Consider the following 17992-nt stretch of genomic DNA (forward strand, 5'->3'; position numbering starts at 1 on the left):
TGCCCCCTCTCTCTCAGTCCGTCGACGGCAACGGCTTGGTGCTGACCATGACCATCGGCCGGTGATGGCAGGTGAACCGGCCGGGTCCGGCCTTGGCACACATCACGCCGAGGCCGCACTGCTCGCAGCGATAGCGCTTGCCGACCTGGTTGTTCTCGATCTCAGACATCGTCTCCTCCTCGATCGGCCACCTTCACCACCGTGCCGACCAGCTCGTCGATCTCGTCGTCGGTGAGCCCGACCTCGCCGAGGATCTCTCTCGTGTGCTCACCGAGCAGTGGGCCCGGCCCCTTGTTGCGAGCGGGCTGCGCCGACAGGTGGATGGTCGTGCCGACCTCGCGGATCCAGCCGTGCTGGGCATGGTGCTGCTCGAAGATGCGGCCACTCTCCACACCCCACTCGTCCCACAGGAAGTCAGGCATGTAGGGCGACTCGACCACGCGTTCGCACGGCACGCCCTCGGCCTCGAGGCGCGCCAGCAGCGCATCGCTCGCCTCCGCAGCGAACCGCTCCTGGAGGAGCACGGCGGCCTTCTCGTCGTCGAGCTCGCCGGCATCGAGACCGGCCACCACGGCGAGTGCCCGGCGGTGCGCGTCGGTCACGCAGGCGACGGCGACCCAGCCGTCGGAGACCTCGTAGATCCGGTACGTCGCGGAGAATCCGGTCTGGGTGCTGTCGAGCTGGATGCCCGGAACGAGCTGTCCATCGGCGTCGACGAACTCATGGGTGGTCGCGAACAGGGCCGAATGGAGCTGCGGGCTCTCGAGATACATCCCCGTGCCGGTGCGATCCCGTTGCCGGAGGGCGAGGACCACGCCCAGGGCACCGAGGAAGCCGTTGTAGTAGTCCTCGTTGCCCATCACCCCTCGCACGGGCGGGTTGCCAGCACCGGCTCCCTCGTAGAGGAGCCCGCAGAACCCGGACAGCAGCGGGGCGAAGCTCTTGAGGTGGGCCTTGGGGCCTTTCGAACCCCACCCGGGCAGGTAGCAGTAGATGAGTCCGGGGTTGATGGCACGCAACTCGTCGGCGCCGAGTCCGAGCCGTTCCGCCTTCCCCGGACGGAGGTTGTGCATGACGACATCGGCACGCCGCACGAGCTCGTGGGCGACCCGCCTCCCGACGGGTGACTTGAGGTCGATGCAGAGGCTGCGCTTGCCGCGCTGCGACGCCTCGAAGGGATCGGGGAGGGGTCGCATCGGGTCGCCGGCGAGCGGCTCGATCTTGATGACATCCGCGCCGAGGTCGGACAGGATCTTCGATCCGTAGGCGGTGGCGAAGAAGCTGGCGAAGTCGACGACCTTGATCCCGGCCAGCGGACCGTCCGGCGACGGCGGCTCCGTGGCCGCGAGAGGGGTCATGACCGCAGCTGCTTCGGCCTCGAGCGCACCGAGACGTTGATCGTCGGCCCCGGGAGCGGGCGCCGGCGCGGACGGGACGGCGCCGACTCCCGTGAACCGGATCGGCGGGCCGACCTGCCGGAGCCGCCCCAGATCGGGGTCGTCGATCTCCACGCACAGGCCGGCGAACTCCACCTGGTCGTCGAACAGCGGCTCACCCGGGCGGTGGACGGCCACGGCGGCGATGTCGGCGGCGTGGAGCAGCTCGACCCACTCGTCGCGCGGACGCGTGCGCAACACCTCGGGAACGCGGCCGACGAGTTCCAACTCACCATCGTCGAGCGGCACCCCCATCTCGGCCTGTCCGACCACGGTGGCGATGCCGTCGCCCAGCCCGAAGAGATCCATCACACGTTTGAAGCCGCCCTCCCCACCAGAGTGGAGCATCAGGTACTCGTCGTCGGAACCCTGGAAGAGCCCGAGCAGGATGCGACTCCGGCCGAATCCCTCGTCGGTTCCCGAACGAGCGAGGTAGGACGCCCCGGTCTCGTTCCACCACCAGTTCATCGGACTCTGCGCGAGGACCGAGTCGAGCAGTGAGACATCGACGCGCTGGCCGAGCCCGCTGCTGCGGCGAGCGTGGAGCGCAGCCAGGCTGCCGATGGCGGCGAGCAGCCCCGTGCCGTACAGGACGTTGGGATGGCCGAGGAACTTCGGGCCGGGACGATGTCCGCGCTGCTCACCCATCATCCCCCAGCGGGCGGCGACGAGCGACTCGATCGCCGGCCGATCGGCGTGCGGCCCATCGGTCCCGTATCCGCTCAGCACGCAGCGCACCACCTTGGGGAACTCGGCCGCCAGCGTCTCGTCGTCGAGCCCCGGACGCCGCGCATCGGGACCGTGCGCCGACGTGATCAGCACGTCGGCCAGAGGGAGCACGCGCCGCAGCGTGGCGACACCGTCCTCCGTCGACGGGTCGAGGTGGATGCTCAGCTTGTTGCGGTCCCACGCCCGGCGGGCGACCGCGGCCCACTGTGGTTCATCGCGTGGGCCACGGGGTTCGAGCTTCACGACGCGCGCCCCGTAGTCGGCGAAGAGCATCGACGTGATGGCCCCCTGGACGTCGCGTGTCGTGTCGAAGACGGTCACCCCGTCGAGCGGCCCGATCATGTCACCCATCTCGTTCATTTGTTTAGAAGATTACGAGATTTGCGGCGGACTGGTCAAGCGCCGGTCAGACGTCGGCCACCGTGTCCGCCACAGCCACGACACCGGCCGCGACCAGTTCGTCGATCTCCGTCGGGGAGTAGCCGATGCCGGCCAGCACCGCTCGGCTGTGCTGGCCGGTGACCGGCGAGCCGGCCCGGTTCTGCGCAGACGTCGCCGAGAACGAGAACGGCATCCCCACCTGTTCCACCCGGCCCAGGTGCTCGTGATCGTTGGCGATCACCCATCCGCGCCGGTACATCTCGGGGTCGTCGAAGGTCTCGCGGGCGAACGTCGAGGACGCCACCTCGCAGGGCACGCCGGCATCGTCGAGACGCCCGAACCACTCCGCGGCCGAGCGCTCCCTGAACGCCGCCTCCAACGCCGCGGCGAGCTCGGCGTCGTTCGATGCACGGCCCGCCGCGGACGCGAACCGAGGGTCGGCACCGAGCTCGGCCCGCCCGAGCGCACCGGCGAGCGCCGCCCACTCCTGATCGTCGCGGGCGAACACACACAGCCATCCCTCGGCCGTCTCGTACAGGCGCTGGATGGCGGAGAACCCGTATTGCAACGCGTCGACGCGCCGTCGGTCCGGGCCGGATCCGTCCGGGCGGGCGTAGGTGTAACTGTTGAAGAGCATCGAGACGTTGAGGATCGAGGTGTGCACGAACCCGCCCTCACCGGTCCGGTCGCGATGACGCAGTGCTTGGATGACGGCGTTCGCCGAGAGGATCCCGTTGGCCGTGTCGCCGAAGCCGAGCATCCCCCAGATCGGCGCCCCGCCGTGGTGCGTCCCACCGGCCTCGTACTCGGTACCGCTGAGCGCCTGACCCATCTGGTCGTTGCCCGGCAGTGAGGTACGGGGACCATCTCGCTCGAACCCGCGAGTGTGGCAGTACACGATGTCCGGCCGGATCGCCCGCGCCTGTTCGTAGCCGATCTTCAGGCGTTCGGCGGCACCCGTGCGCATGTTGTGGTGGACCACGTCGGCGGTGGCGATCAATCGTCGAGCCACCTCCAGTCCACGCGGATCCTTGAGATCGATCGCCACGCCGAGCTTGCCATGGCTGGAGCCGACGTAGATCGCGTCGGTGAGGTCGAAGTCGATGGGCGTCACCTTGATCACGGTGGCGCCGAGATCGGCGAGCACCTGAGCGCCGTACGGGCCGGCGATCGCCAATCCGAAGTCGAGGACGACCACGCCTTCCAACGGCGCCGAGGGCAACGCCGCCGTTGGCTCGGTGTGCCTTTCGCGTGCGGGCCACGACGACACCACATCGGCGGTGGTCACGGTCTCGAGGCGCCGCGGACGGATCGCCGGGCTGTCGATGCCGTCGAACCCGTACACGTGACCCACCTGACGGATCGGTCCGAGCTCGGGGTCGTCGAGCTCGACGATCACGCCCTCCTTCTCGAGCGGCGCGTCGAGCAGGCCTTCCTCCGCCGACAGGATCGGTTGCGCGGCACGGCCGGCCGACCAGAAGATGTCGATCCACTCGTCGCGACCGCGCGTGGCGATCGCCCGGGCGGTCTCGGGGTGGGCGAGCGCCTGAAACCGGACGCTCTCCTCGTACGTCCCGGCGCCGCCGACCTGGGGACGAACGGCCCCGGGGCCTGACGTCGACGTGGCGGGCTCGGCCCCCGCTGCGTTGGCCCGGATGAAGTCGTGGTCGATCGGCGCGAACTGGTGCAACCACTTGCCGTCACCGGCCCGGAAGATGCCCTTGGGCGCTCGCTTGTCGAAGTACCACAGGCGGTAGCTCGGGTGCATCCGCTCCGGGCGTTGCCAGCCCATCGCGTTGGCCATGATCGCCGCTTGCACGAGCGACGTCTCGACGTGCTGGCCGCGCCCAGTCCGCTCACGAACGAAGAGTCCTGCGCTGATTGCGGTGACCGTGAGGAACGTCGCGCCGATGCTCGTCCACGGCATGGCGAGGAAGATCGGTCCGTCGCGCCCGGCGGTCTGGACAGCCCCGTCCGGCACCTCGAAGCCCGGGTCGGCCAGATCGGTGCCGAGGATGTGGTCGGCGCGGGTCCCGTACCAGCCGCCCTGGTCCCATTGCAGCCCGCAGCGCGCGCTGACGAGCCAGTCGATGCCGGGACGCATCGCATCGGGAGTGTCGCTGCCGTAGCCGGTGACCGTGGCGTAGACGAGGCTGTCGTTGACGGCATGAACCGTGTCGAAGTCGATGCCGAGACGCGACGTCACCCCTGGCCGGTACGTCTCGAGAAGGACGTCGGCATCGGCGGCCATGGCGAGCAGGTCGTCGCGACCCGACATCGTTCTCAGATCCAGGGTCACCCGGCGCTTGCCCCGGTTCCACACCGCGTAGCCGGGCCAGTGCTCGAAGCCGTCCCCCCCAGGCTGCTCGACGCGCACCACGTCGGCACCGTGATCGGACAGCAGCATCGCCGTCATCGGCCCGGACGTGCCGCGACTGAGGTCGAGGACGCGTACGCCGTCGAGGATGCCGTTCATGGATCGCTCCGTTCCCGCAGCCGCTCAGCCGAGCGCCGCGATCGTCTCCCCGAGCCGACCGATCTCGTCGATCATCTGCTCGGCACTGCCGTGGGCGACCGAGAGGTCGATTCGCCCGACCCCACTGTCCGCCAACTTGTCGACCAACTCGGAGCGGATCGCGCCGTACAGCTGGCACGAGACCGCCGGCCGGCGCCGCCCGGCCGCACTCGCCCGCTCGTGGAGCAGCCGGATCCGGTCGCGCAACGCCGGCCGGCCCGGCGACGGCATCACCAGCCACTCGTCGCCGTACTCGACGACACGGTCGATCACGCCGTCGCCGTGACCACCGACCATGATCGTCGGCCGGGGCCGTTGGGCCGGCTTCGGCCACGACCACATCGGGCCGAAGTCGACATGGGCACCGTGGAACTCGGCCTCGTCGCCGGCCCAGATGGCCTGCATCGCGAGAACCCGCTCGCGCATCACATCCCACCGGCGTGCCGGTTCCACGCCGTGGTCGGCGATCTCCTCGGCGTTCCACCCGGCACCGACGCCGAGCACGAAGCGCCCACCCGACAGGTGATCGACGCTGGCGACCTGCTTGGCCAAGATGATCGGATCGCGGGCCGGCACGAGGCAGACCCCGATGCCGACGCGCAACTGCCGGGTGGCGGCGAGGGCCCAGCTGCAGGCGACGAGCGGGTCGTGGGTGCGGCGGTAGAACGCCGGCATCTCGCCGCCGCCGGGATACGGTGACCGCCTCTCGACGGGGATGTGCGTGTGATCCGGAAACAGCAAGAGGGCGAATCCGGCTTGCTCGGCGGCGATCGCCAGCTGGCTCGGGTCTGCCGATTCGTCGGTGCTGAAGACGGTGAGCCCGAACTCGACCCGCCGGCCTGACGGCGCCTCCATCAGAGCTTGGTCAGCGCGTCACTGCCGCCGATCATCACGGCGGCGACGACACCGACGAGCGTCACAGCCGTCATGACGAGGGCGATCGCGGCGACCTCCGGGTAGAAGCCGTTCGACCAGAAGTCGTAGAGCGACGTCCCCATCGTCTGCATGGTCGAGGACCGAACGAGCAACGACGCCGTGAACTCGTGGGTCAGCAGCACGAACATCAGGGCGGCGGCCCCGCCGAGCGTTCCCCGCATCAGCGGCAGCAGGATCTTCACGTTGGTCCTCATCGCGCTTGCGCCGCTGACGCGCGACGCCTCGATGTACGCGTCGCCCAGGGCCACCATTCCCGACATCTGCATCCGCGTGGTGAACGGGAGCATCAGGGTGAGGTACACGAGGATCACCACCCAGCGGCTCCCGTAGAGCACGAGCGGCTCGCGCGTGTAGTGCAGGAGGAAGGCCGCGCCGAAGACGACGGCGGGGATCCCGAGCGGAAGGGCGACGATGAGATCGAGGATCGTGCGGTGCCAACGCGGGATCTTCGACCGGAGCAGCAGCGACGACGCGATGAATCCCACGGGGAGGGCGATCGCCACCGCGACCAGGGACACCACGAGGCTCGTCCGGATGGCGTCGACGACCTGCCCCTCCTCGAAGATCCTCCGGAAGTTGTCGAGCGTCATCTCGCTCCATTGGATCGTCTCGCTCCAGAACGGGGAGAGGGCGACGATGACGAGGGCGCCCACGGGCAGCAGCGTGGCCAGCGCCCCGTACGTGATCAGGGCGGCGGCCGCCAGCTTGGACGGGCGCGCCTGGGTGCGGAACGACTTGCCGCCGTGCGTGATGAAACGGCGCTGATCACCGAGCGAGATGCGCTGGACGACCACGACGCACAGTCCGATGACGATCAACGGTGAACCGATGGCGGCGGCCGCGGAGTAGTCGATGGGGCTCTGTGAGACAGATCGGTAGATGTCGGTGGTGAGTACGTTGATCCCGGCATTGCGACCGAGCAACAGCGGCGCGGTGAACTGGCCGAGCCCGAGCAGCAGGGCCACGCCACCGCCGTAGACGAGCACGGGACGCAACAGGGGCAGCGTGATCCGGAAGAACGCTGCCGTGCTCGACGAACCGCTCGCCACCGCGGCTTCGATCAGCTCGCCGTTGACGTTGCGCAGCCCGGCGCTCACGAAGAGGTAGACGAACGCCGTGAGACCGAGTCCGGTGAGGATGACGATCCACGGCAGCGTGTAGATGTCGACCGGGCCCGATCGCAGATCGCTCCACCACGGCAGCTTGCGCAGGACGGCGTTGAGGTAGCCGGGCCCTGGCGACAGCATGAAGACCCAGCCGGTGATGTTGGCCACGGCAGGCACCACGATCGGGACGATCGGGATGGTGGCCAGGATGCGCCACCGGTGCGACACCCTCGTCGCCGCCCAGGCGAGGCCCGTGCCGAGCACCATGCCGATCACCAGCGAACCGAGGGCGAGCAGGATCGTCCGGCGGAGCGTCTCGCCGAACGTCGATGCGCCGAACGCCGTGCGGTAGCCCTGGGCGTCGTTCTCCAGCGCCACGGCCTGGATCCGCCACAGCGGCATGACGACGAGGAAGACCAGCGCGGCCGTGAACAGGAGTGGCAGGGCGAGCCGCGACACCCACGATGGCCACGACAGGCGCGCGCCGCGACGCGGCGCGCCCACCCTCACCGTCGCCGCCGTCATGACTGGAAGAGATCCCGCCAGTACTCCTGGTACTCGGTGATCTCCTCGGCCGTGTACTCCGGCGCGATGCGGATGTCGGCGATCTCGGCACCGGTGCCCGCAACGTCGGGGAGCACGGCCACCGACTCGTTGAAGACCAGCGACTCCTGCCCCGGCCTCGAGACGATGAAGTCGGAGAGGACCTGGGCCGCGTTGGGGTGCGGTGCGGAGTCGATGATGCCACCGTAGAAGCGCGCGCCCCAGGCCGTCTCGGGGATCTCCCATGCCACCGGCGCTCCCTGGGCCTCGAGGTCGGGCATCGGGGAGTTGTAGGTGCTGACCGAGATCTCCCCGGAGGCGAGTGCCTCCCGCAGCGGTCCGGCGCCTGGATAGACGCGCGGGTTCAGGTCGGCGAGATCGGTGACGAAGTCCTCTCCGTACTGCTCTTCGAGGTACTTCCAGAAGTCGACGAGTGCCTCCAGTGACGGTTCGACGACGCCGATCTTGCCCTCGAACTCGGGGTTGATGACGTCGGTCATCGAGGTGAGCCCGTCCGGGACGTCGTCGGTGTTCCACCCGAACCCGAACACGACCGCCGACGCCTCGAAGTAGGTGTCGGCGTGGATCAGGGCCGGGTCGTAGTCGGGGTCGTCGAAAGACGGCCCGATGATCGGGATGATGGTCCCGTCGGCGGCGTTCGTCTCCCACCAGACCGTGTCGGCGGACACGTACACGTCGGCGATCCCGCGGCCGGTCTGACGCTCGGCCTCGATCTTGGGGATCAGGTTGGACGAGATGTCCCGAACGATCTCCAGCGTGATGTCCGGATACTCGGCCTCGAACGCTTCCTTGAGGTTGTTCGCTTGATCCAGGCCCTGCGCCGTGTAGAGCGTGACCGAGCCCTCTTCGTTGGCCGCCGCCACGACGGCATCCCAGTCTGCGCCAGTGGTGTCGGTCCCCGCCCCGCCGCTGGCATCGGTGCCAGCCCCGACGTGACCGCCGGCGGCGACGGCCGTCGACGCCACCATGAGGACGCCGGCGATGAATGACATCTTCATGCGTGCAGAACGAACCATGATCGAATCCCCCTCAGATCTCGAATTCATCAGGATGTTTACCAGTCGGTGTGACGCCGGTCAAGGCCTGATGACCATCATCCAACGGATTCCGCTGGACGCCGTCCTGGCGCTCCCGGTCACGGCGGTGGCCGGGGCTGGTCAAGCGGTCCACGCGTCGGCCAGACTCTGAGTCGCATGCACCTTTCCGTCCTGCTCGACATGTCGGCCGACGCCATGGGTGACCGGGTCGCGGTCACCGATTCGTCGGGCGCGACCACCTTTGCCCAACTCCGTGACGGCGCGAGGTCGCTCGCCCGCGCATGGAGCGAGGCGACACCGCCCGAACGGGTGGTGTTCCTCGGGCTCAACTCCCGCGCCGTGCCCTACACGCTGTTCGCCAGCGCCCTCGCTGGCGCCGCGTTCACTCCGCTCAACTACCGCCTCACCGACCCCGAGCTGCGCCGTATCGCCGAGCGGGCGGCGCCGGCGATCGCCGTCGTCGACGACGACATCGTCGACCGGTTGTCCGGCGTCGACGGGCTGACGATCGTGCCGACATCCGAGCTGCTCTCGATCGCCGAGCGCGGTGACGGCGGCGAGTTCGATGCCGTCCCCGACCCCGACGCGATCGGGGTGTTGCTGTTCACGTCGGGCACCACCGGCGAACCGAAGGCCGCCGTGCTCCGTCACAGCCACCTCGCTTCGTACGTGTTCACCACACTCGAGTTCGGCGGCGCCGACCCCGACGAGGCCGGGCTCGTCAGCGTGCCGCCGTACCACATCGCGGGGATCTCGGCCATCGTGTCCTCGTCGTTCACGGGCCGCCGCATCGCCTACCTCGCCAACTTCACGCCCGCGGGCTGGCTCGACGCGATCGCCGAGCAATCCGTCACTCACGCAATGGTCGTGCCGACGATGCTCGGCCGCGTGCTCGACGAGTTGGACAACAGGATCGCCGCCGGGCGTGGCGGCATCCCCACGTTGCGGCACTTGTCCTACGGCGGCGGCCGCATGCCCGTCGACGTGATCGAACGGGCCGTGGCCACACTGCCCGATGTGGATTTCGTGAATGCCTACGGGCTCACCGAGACCAGTTCGACGATCGCCGTCCTCACCCCCGACGACCACCGCGAAGCGCTGGCATCCAGCGATCCGGCGGTGCGCGCCCGTCTCGGTTCCGTCGGGAGACCGAGCCCAGCGATCGAAGTGTCGATCCGCGACGAGTCCGGCGAGCCGGTGCCCGCCGGCCAGCAGGGTGAGATCTGGGTCCGCGGCGATCAGGTGTCGGGCGAGTACCTCGGCCGCGAGTCGCGGGCCACCGATGGTTGGTTCCCCACCAACGACAGCGGCCTGCTGGACGAGGCCGGTTATCTGTACGTTCACGGACGGCTCGACGACGTGATCGTCCGCGGCGGCGAGAACATCTCCCCCGGAGAGATCGAGGACGTCCTGCGAACCCACCCGGGGGTCGACGACGTCGCGGTCTTCGGCGTGCCGTCCACCGAATGGGGGGAGACGATCGCCGCGGTCATCGTGCCCGGCACTCCGCGCCCGGACGCGGCGGAACTGCAGGCATTCGTTCGCGAGCAGCTGCGCTCCACCAAGTCGCCCGAGTTCGTCGAGTTCCGCACCGAGCTGCCCTACAACGAGACCGGCAAGCTCCTGCGGCGGGTACTGCGGAGCGAACTCACCGAGCAGGCCACCACAGCGACGAGCGCCTGAGCCCCAGACGCATCTCGCCTGCGGGCAACGGTGACGCCGACGGTGTCGGGTCAGTCGGACGCCGGGAGAGGCTTGGCGCCCTTCAGCTCCAACACCACACCCCCGAGCGCCGGCACACCCACTCCGGCCTTGGTGCACAGCAGTTCCAGCGTGCCGTCGGCGTCGGTGTAGCGCTTGCCGATCGCCGCTCCACCGTCGTGCCCGACGGCCGGCTCGCCGGCCGAGCCGTCAGCTGGGGCCAGCCCCACGGCAGCGCCACCGATCGTCACGTCGACCGGATCGGCCGGGGCCTTGACCGTGATGAACTCGCCCGCATCGACGGTGCTGTAGATCCGGGCCCCCGGCTTGAGCTGAACGGACATCGACACGCTCCTCGTGAGAGAGATGGATTGTGATGGGTGGGCGCGCGAGACGCCCGCCCGGATCGAACACCACGGTACTGGGTAGCCCGCCCGCGGGGTCGGTCCGTCCCGGTCACCTCGAGGCGGATACGCTATATTAGCTATCGAATTGTTCTGATTCATGACCCAGGGGGACATCGGTGGCGAGTACAGCGGACGAGGACAGCACCGCGAACGGGCGCCCGCTCGAAGGGATACGGGTGCTCGACCTCACGCGGGGCATGCCCGGCGCCCTGGTCTCGATGATGCTCGCCGACTACGGCGCCGAAGTGGTGATGGTCGAGAGCCCGAGGGGCACGCCCTTGCGCCGGTCCGGCGGACACAGCCTCTGGAACCGGGGAAAGCGCTCGATGGCCGCCGACCTCGCCGCGACCGCCGACCGGGACGTGGTCGCCGGCCTTGCCGCGACGGCCGACGTGGTGCTCGAGGACCGGCGGCCGGGCGCACTGGCCTTGATCGGCCTCGGGTACGCCGACGTCGCAGGCGTCAACGCCGATGTCGTCTACACCTCGATCTCTGCCTATGGCCAGAGTGGGTCGAGGCGCGACGACCTCGGCTTCGACGCCGCAGTGGCCGCCCGGCTGGGAGTGATGTCGGAGTGGGCGGGCGCTCGCGAGGGGCCGATCTTCCTCGGACACCCCGGCATCGACTACGCCACGGCATTCCTCGCGTCGATCGGGACACTGGCCGCCGTTCGGGCACGCATCGTCGGCGGTGCCGGCGAGCACGTCGACGTCTCACTCCTCGACGGTGCGCTGGCCCTCTACACGATGAACTGGGACGCCCCCGCCCTCGCCAAGTCGATCGACGAGAAGAGCTCGACGGGTGACCTTCGCTTCGGCCACAAGCGCTTGCTCCTCCGCATGTTCGAGTGCTCCGACGGCCGGCTGATCCAGGTGCACACCGGTGCCGCCGGAGCCTTCGACCGAGCGATGGAGGTCTTCGGCCTCGACGGCGAGGTCTCCAAGACGGAAGGCAGCGTGCAGATGTCCAGCTTGCTGACCGACCGCGACCTGGACGTGCTGGCGACGAAGCTTCCCGACATCATGCGGTCGCGTCCTCGCGAGGAGTGGCTCGAGCGTCTGTGGGCCAACCAGGTCGCCGCGCTACCCGTCGGCGAGCCCGGTGAGGCACTCGACGACGATCAGATCCGCCACGCCGGAATCGTCGTGGCCCTCGACGACCCCGACCTCGGGCCCATCGAAGTGGTCGGCCCGGCCATTCTGCTGTCGGAAACCCCCGGGCACGTGACCTCACCGGCCCCCGTCACCGACGCCGACGGCGCGGCGTTGCGCCGGGACGGATGGATCGCGCCTGGCCTCGAGCCGACCATCGACGGCGTGGACCTGCCGACGCCGTTGCACGGCGTGCGGATCCTCGAGTTCGCGACGTTCTTCGCCGCCCCGTACGGCGACCGCCTGCTCTCCGATCTCGGTGCCGAGGTGATCAAGGTCGAGGGGGTCGACGGCGATCCGATGCGGCCGCTCCCGGAGATGTTCGAGGGGGCGAATCGCGGCAAGCGAGCGATCGCGGCCGACCTCAAGCATCCGGACGCCGGTCGACTCGTCGAGCTGCTGATCCGGTGGGCGGATGTCGTCCAACACAATCTGCGGCCCGGCGCCGCGGAGCGACTGGGCATCGATGCCGCCAGCGTGCAGGCGATCAACCCCCAGGCCGTGTACCACTACGCCCCTGGCTACGGGTCGTCCGGCCCGAAGTCGATGCTGCAGAGCTTCGCTCCGCTGCTCTCGGGATTCGTCGGCACGTTCGCCATCGGCGCGGGAGTGGGGAACCGCCCGCACGGCACATTCGGCAACGAGGACTACTACAACGGATTGGTGGGTGGATCGGCGGTCCTGCTCGGACTGATCCACCGGGAGCGCACAGGTCGCTCGCAGGTGGTGGAAGGCCCTCAGCTCCACTCGTCCGTGCTCACCACGTCCGAGTACTTCAAGCGAGCCGGCGAGTACCACAGTGTGATCCCCCGCCTCGACGGCGAACTGCTCGGATGGTCGGCCGGTTACCGCATCTACCAATGCCTGGACGAGTGGATCTGCGTCACGTGCGTGCTGGACGACCAGGTCCGGGCCCTCGCCGCAACGGTGCTGCCTGCCGATGAGCTCGCCCGCCTCCCGGACGGGGCCATCCGTTCCGACGCGCCGGTGGCGGGGCCATTGGGTTCGGCGTTGGCGTATCGCTTCACCGAGCGCCTCGCCGCCGAGTGGCACGACGTCCTCGCTGAGTCGGGCGTGCCCTCCGAGCTCGTCGCCGAGACGTCGTGGCTCGCGGACGGACTGTTCCACGACCCCGAGATGCGACAGTCCATGCGCACCGCCCACCACGAGCATCCGGTTCATGGACCGATCGCGGTGGTCGCCCACGTCGTGCACACCGAGGTGCACGGGCGGCCGGACCGCAGCCGCGCCCCGATGCTCGGCGAGCACACCCGGGATGTGCTCGCCGAGCTCGGCCTCGACGCGTCGGAGATCGACCGTCTCGACTCGACGGGCGCGGTGCGCATAGGCGCGCCGGGTGACGGTCCGTCCCCCCTCGGCCCAATTCGCTAGATCATTATAGTACGACACTTGATTCACGCCAGCGGCGCCACGTACGATCGCTGATCGGGCCGCCCGGTCCGAGGGGACTCACACGGAGGGGGACTGACATGCTCCGGCTCTTCAGCGCCGACGACCACATCATCGAGCACGCCGACGTCTGGCAGGACCGCGTGCCATCGAAGTACAAGGCGGTGGCGCCGCACGTCATCGCGGAGGACGGACGCGAGTTCTGGGTGTACGAGAACACACGCGGCGAGACGATGGGTCTCAACGCCGTCGTCGGCCGGCCGCGCGACCAGCTCAACCCCGACCCGATCCGCTTCGACGAGATGCGCGCCGCCTGCTACGACCCCAAGCGGCGAGCCGAGGACATGCTCGCCGACGGCATCCTCGCGTCGGTGCTCTTCCCGACCCTGCCGAAGTTCGCCGGCACGCTCTTCCTCACGTTTCAGGACAAGGAACTCGCCGCCGCCTGTGTACGCGCGTACAACGACTTCGTCATCGAGGAGTGGTGTCCTTCCGGACCGCGCGGCTTGTTCGTTCCGACCGTGATCCTGCCGCTGTGGGATCCAGCAGCAGCGGCGCGCGAGATCCACCGCTGCGCCGACAACGGCGCTGTCGCGATCTCGTTTCCGGAGAACGGCGTCCCCGTCGGGCTGCCCTCGTACTGGGACCCTTACTGGAATCCGATCTGGCGGGCGACCGAGGAGCGCGATCTCACCCTCTGCCTACACATCGGCACCAGCGGTCAGATCCCCGTTCCGTCGCCCGATGCGCCCTCCGCGCTCAGCTATTCACTCCTCCAGGTCGGCTCGATGCAGTCGTCGGTCAATCTGATGATGAGCCCCGTGTGCCGGCTCTTCCCCAAGCTCAAGTTCGTGTTCTCCGAGGGAGGCATCGGCTGGCTGCCCAACGCCCTCGAACGGGCCGACCGCATGTGGCTCCGCCACAAGTCCTACAGCGGCTTCGACGACGTGCTGCCCTCGGAGATCTTCCGCCAGAACATGTACCTCTGCATGATCGAGGAACCGATCTGCCTCAAGTACCGCGACGACATCGGCGTCGACAAGATCATGTGGGAGTGCGACTACCCGCACACCGACACGGTGTGGCCCGAGAGTCAGCGGTCCGCCCAGGAGGTCTTCGACGAAGCCGGATGCTCACCTGAGGAGATCGAGGCGATCACCCACGGCAACGCCGAGCGGGTCTTCGGGTGGAAGATGGCCGATCCGGCCCTGGCGACGGTGCCGGCCTGACATGAGGCTCGCCCTCCGCTTCGACATGCGGGCACCCTCGATCGGGGTCCCTCCGAGCGTGCTCTACCCCACGTCCGTCGACATGTGCGAATGGGCCGACGGCCTCGGGTTCGAGACCGTCTACCTCGCCGAGCATCACGGTGCCGATGACGGCTACTGCCCGTCCCCCATCGTCCAGGCCTCGGCCATCGCCGCCCGCACGACGTCGATGCGCATCCATTTCTCCGCGCTCATCGCCGTGCTCCACCACCCGCTGCGCCTTGCCGAGGACCTGGCGGTGCTGGACCTCCTGAGCGGGGGCCGTATCGAGATGACGCTCGGCATCGGGTACCGCCCTCACGAGTACACGATGATGGGCGTCAAGCAGAGCCAGCGGGTCAAACTGCTCGAGGAGATCATCGAGGTCTTCGAGAAGGCCTGGACGGGCGAGCCGTTCGACTTCCGTGGCCAGACCGTGGTGGTGCGCCCGACGCCGGTCCAGAAGCCCCGCCCGCCCTTGTACATCGGCGGCTCGACCGAGGCGTCGGCCTACCGGGCGGCGAAGTGGGGAGACAACTACTTCCCCGCCGGTCCCGGCCTGCTCGAGATCTACCAGGCCGAGCGCCGCCGCCTCGGCCTTCCCGTTCCGCCGCCGCCGGGCGGGCGCGGCCCGCTGTTCCTCTTCGTCACCGATGATCCCGACCGTGACTGGCCGGCCCTGGCACCGCACGTGATGTACACGTCGAACTCCAACGCCGAGTGGGCCAAGGAGCGGGGATCCGGCTCGACGCCGTACCCGCCGGTCACCTCGCTCGACGAACTCAAAGCCAGCGACAAGTTCGCCGTCGTCACGCCCGACGAGTGCGTCGACCTGGCCACCCGGCTGGGCAACGACGCCGAGCTCACGTTCCAGCCACTCATGGGCGCCGTGGACCCGGAACTCACGTGGCGGAGCCTGCGGCTCTTCGAATCAGACGTGCTGCCCCGCCTCGTCGGACTGGGCCTACGCCCTCCCCTCGCGAACTGACGCGACGGTACGCCGGCGCTGATCGCCGGTCAGGCAGCGGTCAGCCGTTCGACTCGATCAGGTCGACGCGGGAGTCGCCGCCCAGGGCGTCCAGCGCTCGCTCGGCCGCCCCCCGCATGTGCTTCTCCCAGATCCTCGCGGCCGCGTTGCCGTCACCCTTGGACAGCGCCTTGAGCAGCTTGTCGTGATCACCCTGAGCGTGCTCCACGACCGCTGCTCCGTCGTCGATCGCGTTGAACGTCGCCCGGTTGTGCGGTTCGACGATCTCGATGAGGATCATGCCGACAAGGGCGAGCGTCCGATTGCCGGCGAGCTCGATGACCTGCTCGTGGAACCGCGCCGCGAGCGCGGCGTACTGTGCGCGGTCGGTTGCCACGGCCATGTCGGCGTGCAGCTGGCGCAGCGGCTCGAGCACGGCCGGATCACCCTTCACCCGCTCGGCGAGCAGACGGACCGCGGCCGGTTCGATGATCAGCCGGGCGACGAAGAGATCTTCCAGCGTGGTGCCCTGCATCCGCAGCACCAGCGCGGCGTGCCGGGCGGTGACCGAGGCGTCGGGGACGGCGACGCGCGCCCCGCCGCGCGCCCCCCGCTTCACCGAGATCAGCGACTCCGTCTCCAGAATCCGCAGGGCTTCGCGCAGCGTGGGCCGTGACACCTCGTAGAAGGTCATCAACTCGGTTTCGTTGGGCAGCGCATCGCCTTCGGCGAGATCACCGAGGACGATGCGGCGGCGGAGGCTGGCGGCGACCAGGGACGCCGCCTTGGGGACACGGACCGGCTGGCTCACCGGGTCGAGCCCCGCCGTCGATCGGTGGGGCAGGTGATGACACCTGCCGGAGATCGCCGGCTCTCTCCGAGCGCGAGTGGCCGTTCCGCACTGAGCACAGCGGAGAGGGTAATCGGTGAGATCATTTCCGTCAGCGACTGGAGTCAGGCGGCGGAGCCGGCGGCGCGCCGCTCGAGCACGCCGTTCGCTCGGAGGCGCTCGATGGTCGGACCGTCGAACCCCAACTCAGCGAGGATCTCGTCGACGTGCTCGCCGAGCGCCGGGGCCGGCCGTTCCACCCGGAACGCCTCGCCGCGGGTGCGGATCGGATTGCCGACCATCTTGACGTCGCCGACCACCGGATGGGGCGCGTCGACGATGATGCCCCTGGCGCGCAGATGTGGGTCGTCGGCCACCTGGGAGATGGGCAACGCCGGTCCGGCCGGGATGTCGTGGGTGGCGAAGAGCTCCATCCACTCGGCGAGCGTCTTCGTGTGGAACACCTCCTGCAGCACCTCGATGAGCTCGAGGTCGTCCTCGCCGTAGTCGACGACGGTCACGTCGGAGTGCCACGGGCGGAGGTCCGGGCGACCGGCGACGTCGCAGAAGTTGTCCCAGAACTTCTTCTCGATGCAGCAGAACAGGACGTAGCGCTCGTCCTTGGTCTGGTAGTAGGTGTACTTCGCCGCCTGGGCGATGCCGCCCTTCGGGAACAGCGCGACATCCTCGCTGGGCTGGAGCTTCGCCTCGTTGAGCAGGCCCGTCGCCTTCGGCCAGGCCGCGGCGACGACGGCATCGGAGCAGCTGATGTCGATGAACGCTCCCTCACCGGTCCGTTCCCGCTGATGGAGGGCCGCCGCCACGGCGAACGCACCGTACAGCGGCCCGAGGATCACGCCGCTGGCCGGAAGGCCCGGAGCGGTCTCCCGGACGCGTCCGGATTCGTCCGGCGCGAGCGTCGGCGCGCCACCCAGGGCTTCCATCATCGCACCGTGAGTCGGCACGCTCGAGTACGGCCCCTCGGCGCCGAATCCTGTGGCCTGGCAGTACACGATCCGCGGATTGATCGCCCGTACCGTGTCGTAGTCCATGCCGAGCTTCGCCGGCACGTCGCCGACGTGCCCCGTGACGAAGACGTCGACGGACTCGATGAGGCGGCGGAACACTTCCCGCCCCTCCTCACCACGGGGATCCAGCGTGAGGCTCCGTTTGTTGCGATTCGCCATCACGTGCAGCGGCGACCAGTCCGGAGCGAACTGTCCGAGGATCTTGCGGAGATAGTCGCCGGTTCCCGGCTGCTCGAGCTTGATCACGTCGGCGCCCTCGTCGCCGAGGAGCATTCCCAGGTAGTCGCCGACGAGCAGCACCGCGGCCTCGACGACCTTGACACCACGCAAGAGAGCGGTCACGGCCATACCTCCAGTTCGGGTCCACCCCCCCGCCTGCACGGCGACGCCCCGGGTGGACAGTCGGGCACCGTAGCACGGGTTCAGACGTATCAGCTATATTCGCTAACGGAATTTGCACCCTTGACCCGTGACGGTGCAATCCGCTAAATTAATGGGCTACTTGAGTGGCGAGTCGAGGGGGGTTCGATGGCCGATACGGCAGCCGG

14 protein-coding genes are annotated in these 17992 nt (G+C 68.9%); 5 read left to right on the forward strand and 9 right to left on the reverse strand.

The genetic code is table 11. From position 1 onward, the window contains the following. Window positions 1-13: 13 nt before the first annotated feature. The 6 genes from DN771_RS29405 to DN771_RS08620 are packed head-to-tail and all read right to left on the reverse strand — an operon-like array spanning window position 14 to window position 8665. A complete protein-coding gene (locus DN771_RS29405) occupies window positions 14-169 on the reverse strand; it encodes a hypothetical protein (protein WP_162941720.1) in 156 nt (51 codons plus the stop codon). After that, window positions 162-2525, reverse strand: coding sequence for a CaiB/BaiF CoA-transferase family protein (locus tag DN771_RS08600; RefSeq protein ID WP_116996954.1), 2364 nt, complete (start codon window positions 2523-2525; stop codon window positions 162-164). Before DN771_RS08600 ends, DN771_RS29405 begins: the two co-directional genes overlap by 8 nt. A gap of 46 nt (window positions 2526-2571) precedes the next feature. Continuing rightward, the gene (locus DN771_RS08605) at window positions 2572-5022 is read right to left on the reverse strand and encodes a CaiB/BaiF CoA transferase family protein (protein WP_116996955.1); all 2451 of its coding nucleotides are present in this window, start codon (window positions 5020-5022) and stop codon (window positions 2572-2574) included. Between the two features lie 24 nt (window positions 5023-5046). Further along, complete coding sequence (locus tag DN771_RS08610) at window positions 5047-5916, reverse strand: LLM class F420-dependent oxidoreductase (protein WP_116996956.1); 870 nt, start codon at window positions 5914-5916, stop codon at window positions 5047-5049. Further along, window positions 5916-7628, reverse strand: a complete 1713-nt coding sequence (locus DN771_RS08615; RefSeq protein ID WP_116996957.1) for an ABC transporter permease — start codon at window positions 7626-7628, stop codon at window positions 5916-5918. The genes DN771_RS08610 and DN771_RS08615 overlap by 1 nt, the downstream gene beginning before the upstream one ends. Further along, window positions 7625-8665, reverse strand: a complete 1041-nt coding sequence (locus tag DN771_RS08620) for a substrate-binding domain-containing protein (protein ID WP_162941721.1) — start codon at window positions 8663-8665, stop codon at window positions 7625-7627. The genes DN771_RS08615 and DN771_RS08620 overlap by 4 nt, the downstream gene beginning before the upstream one ends. Between DN771_RS08620 and DN771_RS29410 the strand changes: the two genes are divergently transcribed. Beyond that, window positions 8649-8855 (forward strand): hypothetical protein, encoded by a 207-nt coding sequence (locus DN771_RS29410; RefSeq protein ID WP_162941722.1) that lies wholly within the window; start codon window positions 8649-8651, stop codon window positions 8853-8855. The genes DN771_RS08620 and DN771_RS29410 overlap by 17 nt on opposite strands. 5 nt (window positions 8856-8860) lie before the next feature. Next, window positions 8861-10387 (forward strand): class I adenylate-forming enzyme family protein, encoded by a 1527-nt coding sequence (locus DN771_RS08625; protein WP_116996959.1) that lies wholly within the window; start codon window positions 8861-8863, stop codon window positions 10385-10387. 50 nt (window positions 10388-10437) lie between these two features. Here DN771_RS08625 and DN771_RS08630 read toward each other — a convergent pair whose 3' ends face one another. Further along, window positions 10438-10749: a hypothetical protein gene (locus DN771_RS08630; protein ID WP_116997040.1), complete on the reverse strand. Its 312-nt coding sequence runs from the start codon at window positions 10747-10749 to the stop codon at window positions 10438-10440. 179 nt (window positions 10750-10928) lie between these two features. Between DN771_RS08630 and DN771_RS08635 the strand changes: the two genes are divergently transcribed. The 3 genes from DN771_RS08635 (at window position 10929) to DN771_RS08645 (ending at window position 15608) form a co-directional block, all read left to right on the forward strand. Continuing rightward, window positions 10929-13355 carry a CaiB/BaiF CoA transferase family protein gene (locus DN771_RS08635; protein WP_162941723.1) on the forward strand — a complete coding sequence of 809 codons (2427 nt, stop codon included), beginning with the start codon at window positions 10929-10931 and terminating at the stop codon, window positions 13353-13355. Between the two features lie 98 nt (window positions 13356-13453). Continuing rightward, window positions 13454-14602, forward strand: a complete 1149-nt coding sequence (locus DN771_RS08640) for an amidohydrolase family protein (RefSeq protein ID WP_116996961.1) — start codon at window positions 13454-13456, stop codon at window positions 14600-14602. Between the two features lies 1 nt (window position 14603). Further along, window positions 14604-15608: an LLM class flavin-dependent oxidoreductase gene (locus tag DN771_RS08645; RefSeq protein WP_116996962.1), complete on the forward strand. Its 1005-nt coding sequence runs from the start codon at window positions 14604-14606 to the stop codon at window positions 15606-15608. 40 nt (window positions 15609-15648) lie between these two features. On the opposite strand, the gene DN771_RS08650 is transcribed toward DN771_RS08645, so the two are convergent. Continuing rightward, on the reverse strand, window positions 15649-16398 hold the full coding sequence (locus tag DN771_RS08650) for a FadR/GntR family transcriptional regulator (RefSeq protein ID WP_205528487.1): 750 nt from the start codon (window positions 16396-16398) through the stop codon (window positions 15649-15651). A gap of 143 nt (window positions 16399-16541) precedes the next feature. Continuing rightward, window positions 16542-17786: a CaiB/BaiF CoA transferase family protein gene (locus DN771_RS08655; RefSeq protein ID WP_162941724.1), complete on the reverse strand. Its 1245-nt coding sequence runs from the start codon at window positions 17784-17786 to the stop codon at window positions 16542-16544. Window positions 17787-17992: the final 206 nt, after the last annotated feature.

The sequence above is a fragment of the Desertimonas flava genome (genome assembly GCF_003426815.1).
GTDB classification, from domain to species: domain Bacteria; phylum Actinomycetota; class Acidimicrobiia; order Acidimicrobiales; family Ilumatobacteraceae; genus Desertimonas; species Desertimonas flava.

Bases quoted from the DNA above. Each gene is read 5' to 3' on its own strand.
- DN771_RS29405 (WP_162941720.1), bottom strand. From the start codon at position 169: ATGTCTGAGATCGAGAACAACCAGGTCGGCAAGCGCTATCGCTGCGAG.
- DN771_RS08600 (WP_116996954.1), bottom strand. From the start codon at position 2,525: ATGAACGAGATGGGTGACATGATCGGGCCGCTCGACGGGGTGACCGTC.
- DN771_RS08605 (WP_116996955.1), bottom strand. From the start codon at position 5,022: ATGAACGGCATCCTCGACGGCGTACGCGTCCTCGACCTCAGTCGCGGC.
- DN771_RS08610 (WP_116996956.1), bottom strand. From the start codon at position 5,916: ATGGAGGCGCCGTCAGGCCGGCGGGTCGAGTTCGGGCTCACCGTCTTC.
- DN771_RS08615 (WP_116996957.1), bottom strand. From the start codon at position 7,628: ATGACGGCGGCGACGGTGAGGGTGGGCGCGCCGCGTCGCGGCGCGCGC.
- DN771_RS29410 (WP_162941722.1), top strand. From the start codon at position 8,649: ATGAATGACATCTTCATGCGTGCAGAACGAACCATGATCGAATCCCCC.
- DN771_RS08620 (WP_162941721.1), bottom strand. From the start codon at position 8,665: ATGAAGATGTCATTCATCGCCGGCGTCCTCATGGTGGCGTCGACGGCC.
- DN771_RS08625 (WP_116996959.1), top strand. From the start codon at position 8,861: ATGCACCTTTCCGTCCTGCTCGACATGTCGGCCGACGCCATGGGTGAC.
- DN771_RS08630 (WP_116997040.1), bottom strand. From the start codon at position 10,749: ATGTCCGTTCAGCTCAAGCCGGGGGCCCGGATCTACAGCACCGTCGAT.
- DN771_RS08640 (WP_116996961.1), top strand. From the start codon at position 13,454: ATGCTCCGGCTCTTCAGCGCCGACGACCACATCATCGAGCACGCCGAC.
- DN771_RS08645 (WP_116996962.1), top strand. From the start codon at position 14,604: ATGAGGCTCGCCCTCCGCTTCGACATGCGGGCACCCTCGATCGGGGTC.